The 8,223-nt window shown below is 60.0% G+C and carries 4 protein-coding genes and 1 pseudogene; all 5 read right to left on the bottom strand.

Annotated features, from left to right (window positions below):
* Positions 1-79 precede the first annotated feature (79 nt).
* The 5 genes and pseudogenes from K9B32_RS19630 to K9B32_RS19610 all read right to left on the bottom strand — a co-directional run bounded on the left by K9B32_RS19630 (position 80) and on the right by K9B32_RS19610 (position 8,100).
* Positions 80-1,861 (bottom strand): GGDEF domain-containing phosphodiesterase, encoded by a 1,782-nt coding sequence (locus tag K9B32_RS19630; protein WP_224565186.1) that lies wholly within the window; start codon positions 1,859-1,861, stop codon positions 80-82.
* Positions 1,862-2,040: 179 nt separating this feature from the next.
* A pseudogene (locus tag K9B32_RS19625) lies at positions 2,041-2,610 on the bottom strand (NAD(P)-dependent oxidoreductase); the annotation flags it as partial.
* A 107-nt stretch (positions 2,611-2,717) separates the two neighbouring features.
* Positions 2,718-5,924 (bottom strand): efflux RND transporter permease subunit, encoded by a 3,207-nt coding sequence (locus tag K9B32_RS19620; RefSeq protein ID WP_224565184.1) that lies wholly within the window; start codon positions 5,922-5,924, stop codon positions 2,718-2,720.
* 122 nt (positions 5,925-6,046) lie between these two features.
* Complete coding sequence (locus tag K9B32_RS19615; RefSeq protein ID WP_224565182.1) at positions 6,047-7,237, bottom strand: efflux RND transporter periplasmic adaptor subunit; 1,191 nt, start codon at positions 7,235-7,237, stop codon at positions 6,047-6,049.
* Between the two features lie 41 nt (positions 7,238-7,278).
* A complete protein-coding gene (locus K9B32_RS19610; protein WP_224565180.1) occupies positions 7,279-8,100 on the bottom strand; it encodes an alpha/beta hydrolase fold domain-containing protein in 822 nt (273 codons plus the stop codon).
* Positions 8,101-8,223 lie beyond the last annotated feature (123 nt).

Genomic DNA, 8,223 nt, shown 5'->3' with positions numbered 1-8,223 from the left:
GATGTCGGCGTGAAGGCTTTTGTCGACTGGTATCTGGAAGCACGTAGCGAACTGGAGCCGTAAATGCTCTCCTGCGGGGCTAGCGGCGAAGGTTGGCCGCTTGCGCCTCCTTTTTCGAAGCAAAGATGTTATCGATCTCGGATGCCGGCAGCGGATGGCCCAGCGCGAAACCCTGCAATGTGTGACAGCCGAGCTTGGCGAGTGTCACGGCATGGTTTTCGGTCTCCACACCCTCCGCGATCACGTCGACACCGAGAGCCTTGCCGATCTCGACGATCGACTTGACGACGCGCCGTTGCTCGGAGGAGGTGTCCACCTCGCTCACCAGTTGACGGTCGATCTTTAGCCGCGCCGGGCGGAGTCGGACAAGACCGATGAGCGATGCATGGCCGGAACCGAAATCGTCGATCTCGATTTCTATGCCCATCTGCTTGATGCGATCGACAGTCTGCAGAAGCTCATCGTCGCAATCATCCAGGAAGATCGTCTCGACCAGTTCGAACACCAGGGCGCCGTCCGGTATATCGAGCGTTTCGAGATCGTCAATCAATTGTGGATCGTAGAGACGCTGTCCCGAAATATTAACCGAAATCCGCGGCAAGGTCGTTCCATGCTGCCCCCAGGTCAGCCGGTCCGCGAGCACGCGTCGGAGGATCGAAGCATCGATCTCGGAGGACAGACCGAACTCGTCCGCGATCTTCAGGAAGATACCCGGCGAGAGGGTGCCGCGCTCGCTATGATGCCAACGCGCCAAAGCCTCGATACCTACGATATCGCGGGTGTGGGCATCGAGCTGCAATTGGTAGAATGGAATGATATCGCCTTGCTCCAGCGCAAGCTTCAGCTCTTCGGCAAGGCGCCGCTTGCCCATCAGATCGTCTTTGAGCTGCTGTGAGAAGAATTCGATGCGGTCGCGCCCAGATGTCTTTGCCTCATAGAGCGCGATATCGGACTCGGCGAGCAGGTTGGATCCCAAACGATCTGCAGACCAGGAAATGCCGATCGACGCTCCTGATTGCAGCATCTCGTGGCCGAAGCGGATCTTCTTCTTCAAGCGCCGCTGCACCTCACAAGCCATACGGTTCAGTTCCGCCAACCCTCCGAAATTGACGAGTAGGATGACGAATTCGTCCCCGCCGATACGCGCCGCCATCGCAGCTTTCGGAATGGCGGCCTCGATCCGCAAGGCCGCGGCACGCAATACGGTGTCGCCCGCCGCGTGGCCATGACTGTCGTTGATCTGCTTGAACTCGTCGAGGTCGAGATGCAGAACCGCAAGCGTGGAGACTGAGGCATCCTCGGCCAGTTCCGCCAGGCGCTTGTCGAAAAGGCGGCGGTTGGGAAGGCCTGTTAGATAATCGTGTTCCGCCGCATATTCGATGCGTGCGCTGCTCTCTTCCAAAGCCAGCGTCCGCGCCTCGGCGACCGCGCGCTGGCGCGCCGCCTCGTTCGCAAGAAGCACGTCCGATGTAACGTCCCACTCGGCGCCGATGAAGGAAGGCGACCCTTCTTCGTTCACATAGAAATGAGCGCGCGATCGGATATGTCTTATCTCGCCGTTTGGCCAAACGATCCGGAATTCCGAGTTATATTGCCCCTGCTTGGCAGCGGCGTCGTCGAACTCCTTCTCGGCGCGTTCGCGATCGTCGGGGTGAATCGCGTTTGACCAGATGGCGGTCGGGACCGGACCGCTCTGCATCCCGGTCTGGTAAAGCCGATGCATCTGGACATCCCAGGAAATCTCATTCTGATCGAGGTTGTGCTCCCACACGCCGATCTGTGACGCGTCGAGAGCAAGCTCAAGGCGCCGCAGGATATCCTGAAACTCTCGTTCGGACCGTGTGGGACTGCTCGATGCCAACGCCGTCCAAGCCTCATACAGCTTTAAGTAACAATATGGGTGGGCCTCCAATGGAGAAGCATTATGTATGCAGAACCAACCTTTTGGCGAGAGATTAATTAGAACACACTAAAAATCCATCAACAATTGTAGGCCGAGCGCATCACCGATCTTGGCAGAGATTAGAGTGTCTAGGCAATTCAGCCTTTCGAGCAACGACCGTTCTTTTCTTCGAGCTGCAACAGCAGACCACTGTGATCGGTCTTACCGCCACCATGTTCGACAAATTCGGCAAACCTAGCACGGACCGCCTCCGTCAGCGGCAGAATCAAAGCGAGACTTCCTGCCGTTGCAACAATGTTGTTCAGATCCTTGAGCTGCAATTTCGAAGGACCGGCAGTACCAAAGTCGCGATCGACCATTCGTTGGCCGTCAACGTCCAGAATGCGGCTTTTTGGCGAAGCCGCCCCGGATCGCGCGACGAAAGGCCTCGCACGAACCGCCGCCCGCCTCGACGAGCAGCATCACCTCGGCAACGGCACCTATCGCTATTGCGACGATCTGTTGTTTCCGAGCTTCGCAAGGTGACCGGAACCACTTGGTCCAACTTCCGCAACCCGACCAAGTGGTGCAAAGACGTCGGCCAGCTCTTCGATCAATGCGGCATCGCCGCCCGCCATGACCGCAAGCCTACCGGCAGTCGCCCCGACTACACCGCCCGAAACCGGCAGATCGAGATGGCTGATGCCACGCTCGGTGAGCTTCGACGCCCCCCTCGCCCGGTTCTGCCTTCGGGACATAGCCGCATGGTCAGCCTATGAAAACAGGAAAGGCGGAGCAATGCTCCGCCTTTCCACGTCTCGCTGCGGAGTGGGGGCTATTCGGCAGCGAGCCGTATGACTTTCGCTTCGTTCTCTTCCTGCTCGTGCTCGTGCTCCTTGTGCTGGATCAGCGCACGGTTGCCCGACAGCTTGCGGACCAGCACGTAGAAGACCGGCGTCATGAAGATGCCGAAGAAGGTGACGCCGATCATGCCGGAGAACACGGCCACGCCCATAGCGGCACGCATCTCGGCACCCGCACCGGTCGAGACCACCAGCGGCACGACGCCCATGATGAACGCCATTGAGGTCATGAGGATCGGGCGTAGACGCAGGCGACTTGCCTCGATTGCAGCCTGGACCGGAGATCTTCCTTCGAATTCCAGCTCGCGGGCGAATTCCACGATCAGGATCGCGTTCTTCGCCGAGAGGCCGACAAGCACGACCAGGCCGATCTGCGTGAAGATGTTGTTATCTCCACCGGTCAGCCAGACGCCCGTCAAAGCCGCCAGCACGCCCATCGGCACGATCATGATGATCGCGATCGGCAAGGCGAGGCTCTCATACTGTGCCGCGAGCACGAGGAAGACGAGCAGCAGTGCCAGCGGGAAGACGATCACGCCGGAATTGCCCGCCAGGATCTGCTGATAGGTCAGATCCGTCCATTCGAAGCTGATGCCCTTCGGCAGGGTCTCATCGGCGATCTTTTCGATCGCCGCCTGAGCCTGACCTGACGAGAAGCCCGGAGCTGGACCGCCGTTGATATCGGCGGAGAGGAAACCGTTATAACGGTTGGTCCGCTCCGGCCCGGTTGTCGCGTTCACCTTCAGGAGCGCGGACAGCGGGATCATTTGGCCCGATGCCGAACGAACCTTCAACTTGCCAATGTCCTCGGGCTGGGCACGGAACTTGGCGTCGGCCTGGACGCGCACGCTGTAGGTACGGCCGAAGGCGTTGAAGTCGTTGACATAGAGCGAACCGAGATAGATCTGCAATGTCTCGAAAACGTCAGTCACCGAGACACCCAGCTGTTCCGCTTTCTCACGGTCGAGATCGGCATAGAGCTGCGGAACATTGATCTGATAGGCAGAGAAGATGCCCGTCAGCTCAGGCGTCTGGTAAGCCTTGGCGATCATCGCCTTATTGGCCTCGTCGAGCACCTGATAGCCGAGACCGGCGCGGTCTTCGAGCTGCATCTTGAAGCCGCCCGTCGTGCCGAGACCATTGACCGGCGGTGGCGGGAACATCGCGATGAAGGCATCCTGAATCGCCCCGAACTTCTGGTTCAGGGACATGGCGATCGCACCACCCGAAAGCGCCGGCGACTTGCGCTCCTCGAAATCCTTCAGCGTCACGAAGACGATGCCGGCATTGGAGGAGTTGGTGAAGCCGTTGATCGACAGGCCCGGGAAGGCGATGGCATGTGCGACACCTGGCTCAGCCATCGCGATGTCGCTCATCCGCTTGATGACGTCCTCGGTGCGGTCCAGGCTCGCAGCATCCGGCAGTTGGGCAAAGCCGATCAGATACTGCTTATCCTGGGCCGGCACGAAACCACCAGGCACGGCATTGAACAGGCCGTAGGTCGCGCCTGCCAGCGCGAGATACACCAGCATGACGATGCTCTTGCGCGACACGAGGCCGCCGACGCCCTTTCCATAGCCCCGGGAACCGGCACCGAAGGCCTTGTTGAAGCCGCGGAAGAACCAGCCGAAGACGGCATCCATGCCGCGTGTCAGCCAATCACGCTTGGCGTGATGGTCCTGCAGCAAGAGCGACGCGAGTGCCGGCGACAATGTCAGCGAGTTGAAGGCCGAGATGACGGTCGAAATCGCGATCGTCAGCGCGAACTGGCGATAGAACTGTCCAGACAGGCCGCTGATGAAGGCGAGCGGCACGAAGACAGCGACGAGCACGAGTGCGATCGCGATGATCGGGCCCGAGACTTCCTTCATTGCCTTGTAGGTCGCGGCCCGCGGACTGAGCCCGTTCTCGATGTTTCGTTCGACGTTTTCAACCACGACGATCGCGTCGTCCACCACGATGCCGATCGCCAAGACGAGGCCGAAGAGGCTGAGTGCGTTGATGGAAAAGCCGAAGACATACATCACCGCAAACGTGCCGATGATCGAGACCGGAACGGCAATCAGCGGGATGATGGAGGCACGCCATGTCTGCAGGAACAGAATGACGACGATGACGACGAGCGCAATAGCTTCGAGCAGCGTGTCGACAACCTTCTCGATCGACGAACGGACGAACTTCGTCGTGTCATAGACGATCTCGTAGCTGACGCCATCGGGCATGGCCGTCTTCAGCTCTTCCATTGTCTTTTGGACTTCGTCCGAGATGGTGATGGCGTTGGAGCCGGGGGACTGGAAGACCGGGATGGCGACGGCCGGCTTGCCATCGAGGATGGAGCGCAGCGAATAGTCGGCGGCGCCAAGTTCGATCCGGGCGACGTCACGAAGACGGGTAATCTCGCCATTGGATCCGGTCTTGACGATGATGTTGCCGAACTGCTCGGGCGTCTGCAGACGACCTTGCGCATTGACATTGAGCTGCAGGTCCACGCCCGACAGGCTCGGCGAAGCGCCGATGGTACCGGCCGCCGCCTGCACATTCTGGCCGCGGATCGCATTGGTGACGTCGCTGGCGGCAAGGCCATGCTCGGCAGCCTTCTGCGGATCGATCCAGACACGCATGGAATAGTCGCCCGAACCGAAGACCTGCACCTGACCGACGCCATCGATGCGCGCCAGCCGGTCCTTGATGTTGAGGACGCCGTAGTTGCGCAGATAGGTGATGTCGTAGCGGTTGTCAGGCGAGATCAGGTTCACGACCATCATCAGGTCGGGAGAGCTCTTGACCGTCGTGATGCCGATGGTTTTCACCTCTTCCGGCAGACGCGGTTCGGCCTGCGAAACGCGGTTTTGAACGAGCTGTTGTGCCTTATCAGGGTCCGTGCCGAGCTTGAAGGTGACCGTCAGCGTCATGACGCCGTCGGATGTCGCCTGGCTGGACATATAGAGCATGCCCTCGACGCCGTTGATCTGTTCTTCGAGCGGCGTCGCAACCGTCTGCGCGATGACCTCCGGGTTTGCGCCGGGATAGGTGGCGCGCACGACGATCGATGGCGGAACGACTTCCGGATATTCGGAAATCGGCAATGCGCGCAGGCCAAGCAGACCGGCGACCACGATGAGGACCGATAGGACTCCGGCGAACACCGGACGGTCGACAAAGAATCTGGAGAAATTCATTTCAAAGCCCTCTCCGGGATGAAACTGGGATGCAACGACCCTCTCCGGCGGTTGGAGGCCGCCGGTGGATCACGTCATTTCAGAATTTTCACGGAGCGCCGAGACGCTCCGGATGCTTTGGCTTATTGAGCCGTGGCGACTTTCTCTTCCGCCTGTGGCGCAACCACTGCGCCCGGACGGATGCGCTGCAGACCATTGACGACGATCTTGTCGCCGACAGTCAGGCCACTTTCAACGATCCGCTGGCCTTCCGCTGCAGCACCAAGCTGGACAGGTCGATAGCTGACCTTGTTTTCGGCATCGACGACGAACACGAACTTCTTGTCCTGGTCGGTGCCGACTGCGCGGTCGCTGATCAGGATCTTGTTTTCGGCCTTCGGCTCGCCCATGCGGACCCGAACGAACTGGCCGGGGATCAGCTTGCCGCCAGGATTGTCGAAGACGGCGCGAACGCCGATCGTGCCGCTTGCCGCGTCAACCTGATTATCGATCAGCTGCAGCTTGCCCTTGATCGGTGTGCCCTGATCGGCCAGCGTCCCGACTTCGACCGGGATCTGCTCGACGGCAGGGACGGCGCCATCAGCAGCCGGAAGCTCGGCGAGTGCCTTTGTGACCATTTCCTCGCTGGCATTGAAGCTTGCGTAGATGGGATCGACCGACACGAGTGTCGTCAAAGCGGGAGACGTGGAGCCTGCAGCAACAAGATTGCCGACGGTAATCTCGATCTTGCCCACACGGCCGGCAACCGGCGCCTGGACCTTGGTGTAGCCAAGCTCGAGCTGTGCCGAACGGAGGGCCGCCTGGGAGGTGCGGAGACCGGCCTGCGCTTCGGTGAAGGCATTCTGGCGCTGGTCGAGATCGCTCTGCGAAATCGTCTTGCTATCCGAAAGCCTGCGGCCGCGCTCCAGTTCGATCTGCGCGAGGTTGACCTTCGCCTCGGCAGACGCCACCTGACCCTCGGCCTGGGAAACAGCCGCCTGATAGGGTTCGGGGTCGATGGTGAAAAGCAGATCGCCCGCCTTCACCAACGCGCCTTCACGGAAGTGCACGGATTGAATGGCTCCGGCCACGCGTGAACGAATCTGCACGCGGTCGACAGCCTCAAGCCGGCCGGAAAACTCCTGCCATGTCGTTACGTCACGGCTGGCCACGACGGCGACCGTCACCGGCACAGCGGGAGCCTGCGCAGGTGCGGAAGCGGCCGTGGCAGCGGTGCTCATCGGCAGTTCGAAAAAGATGGCTGCGGCCGAAACGGACGCAGCAAGTCCTAGGCCAGCGCCCACGAGGGCCCAGCGCTTGTTACTGGACGTCATTGTTACTCTCCTTACGGCCCTCTCTCAGTGGCCGGATTCAATCAGTTCGTCTTCAATGCAATAGGTTGGCTGCTAATATCCCGAACGAAGCTTTCGAATTGGTCGGTGATCGTCTGTTCCCAATTCGGTGCCTGTTCGGATTTCCCGCCGTAAAGTGATGGCCAGCCTGCCCCGGCGGGGAGGACATTCCGGCGAACTGCAACGCCTGCCTGCTTCAGGCGGTCGGCATAACCCAGCGTCTCGTCACGAAGAGGATCATCCTCCGCTGTAAGAACGAGCGCCGGCGCCACCCCTGCAATACGCGAACACAAACACGGTGCCGCATAGGGGTGACAGCCGCCGCCGCTCAGATAGTGGCTCCAGCCCTCGGCCCAACGCTGCCGCATGCCGATGCCATCCGCCTTGCGGATCGACGACGTGCCCATGAAAGGATCAAGCAGCGGCGAAATCAGAACTTGGCCATCCAGTGCATCCGCATAATGGTCACGCGCCTTGAAAGCGACGCCGGCAGCAATATTGCCGCCCGCCTCTTCGCCTGCCACGATCAACAACGAGTTCCGATCGCCAATACCCGACGCGCGCTTGTTGGCAAGATAAGAGAAGATCGAATAGCCGACTTCGAGCGGCTTTGGAAAGACATTGCCGAGCGGCGCATTGTAATCCGGGACGGCAACGATTGCGCCGGCCTTCGCCAAGCTCTCTGCAACCGCGCTATCCTTGACGCCCGACTGCAGAAAAGCGCCGCCATGAAAAAACAGAACGATCGGCGAACCCTTCCCAAACTCGGCGCCCTGATAGACGCGTGCGGAAACGGGGCCGGTGGCCACCTTCTCCATCACCATGTCTTTCACCTGCACCATCATCGTTTCGGCTCGCGTTTGACCCGCATAGCGTATTGCGAGCCGAGACGGCTTGCAATTTCTGAAGAAAAGATATTGTTATTCCATTGTCGGAATAAGAAGCGATAGCGCGATTACACTGTTCCG

This window comes from Rhizobium sp. 3T7 (assembly GCF_020166565.1).
GTDB lineage: Bacteria > Pseudomonadota > Alphaproteobacteria > Rhizobiales > Rhizobiaceae > Rhizobium.
The sequence above is the reverse complement of the archived record's forward strand: the minus strand, read 5'-3'. Positions and strand labels throughout refer to the sequence as shown.

What these genes read in the sequence shown, in the direction of transcription:
- K9B32_RS19610 (WP_224565180.1), bottom strand. Translation starts at nt 8,100, where the DNA reads ATGATGGTGCAGGTGAAAGACATGGTGATGGAGAAGGTGGCCACCGGC.
- K9B32_RS19615 (WP_224565182.1), bottom strand. Translation starts at nt 7,237, where the DNA reads ATGACGTCCAGTAACAAGCGCTGGGCCCTCGTGGGCGCTGGCCTAGGA.
- K9B32_RS19620 (WP_224565184.1), bottom strand. Translation starts at nt 5,924, where the DNA reads ATGAATTTCTCCAGATTCTTTGTCGACCGTCCGGTGTTCGCCGGAGTC.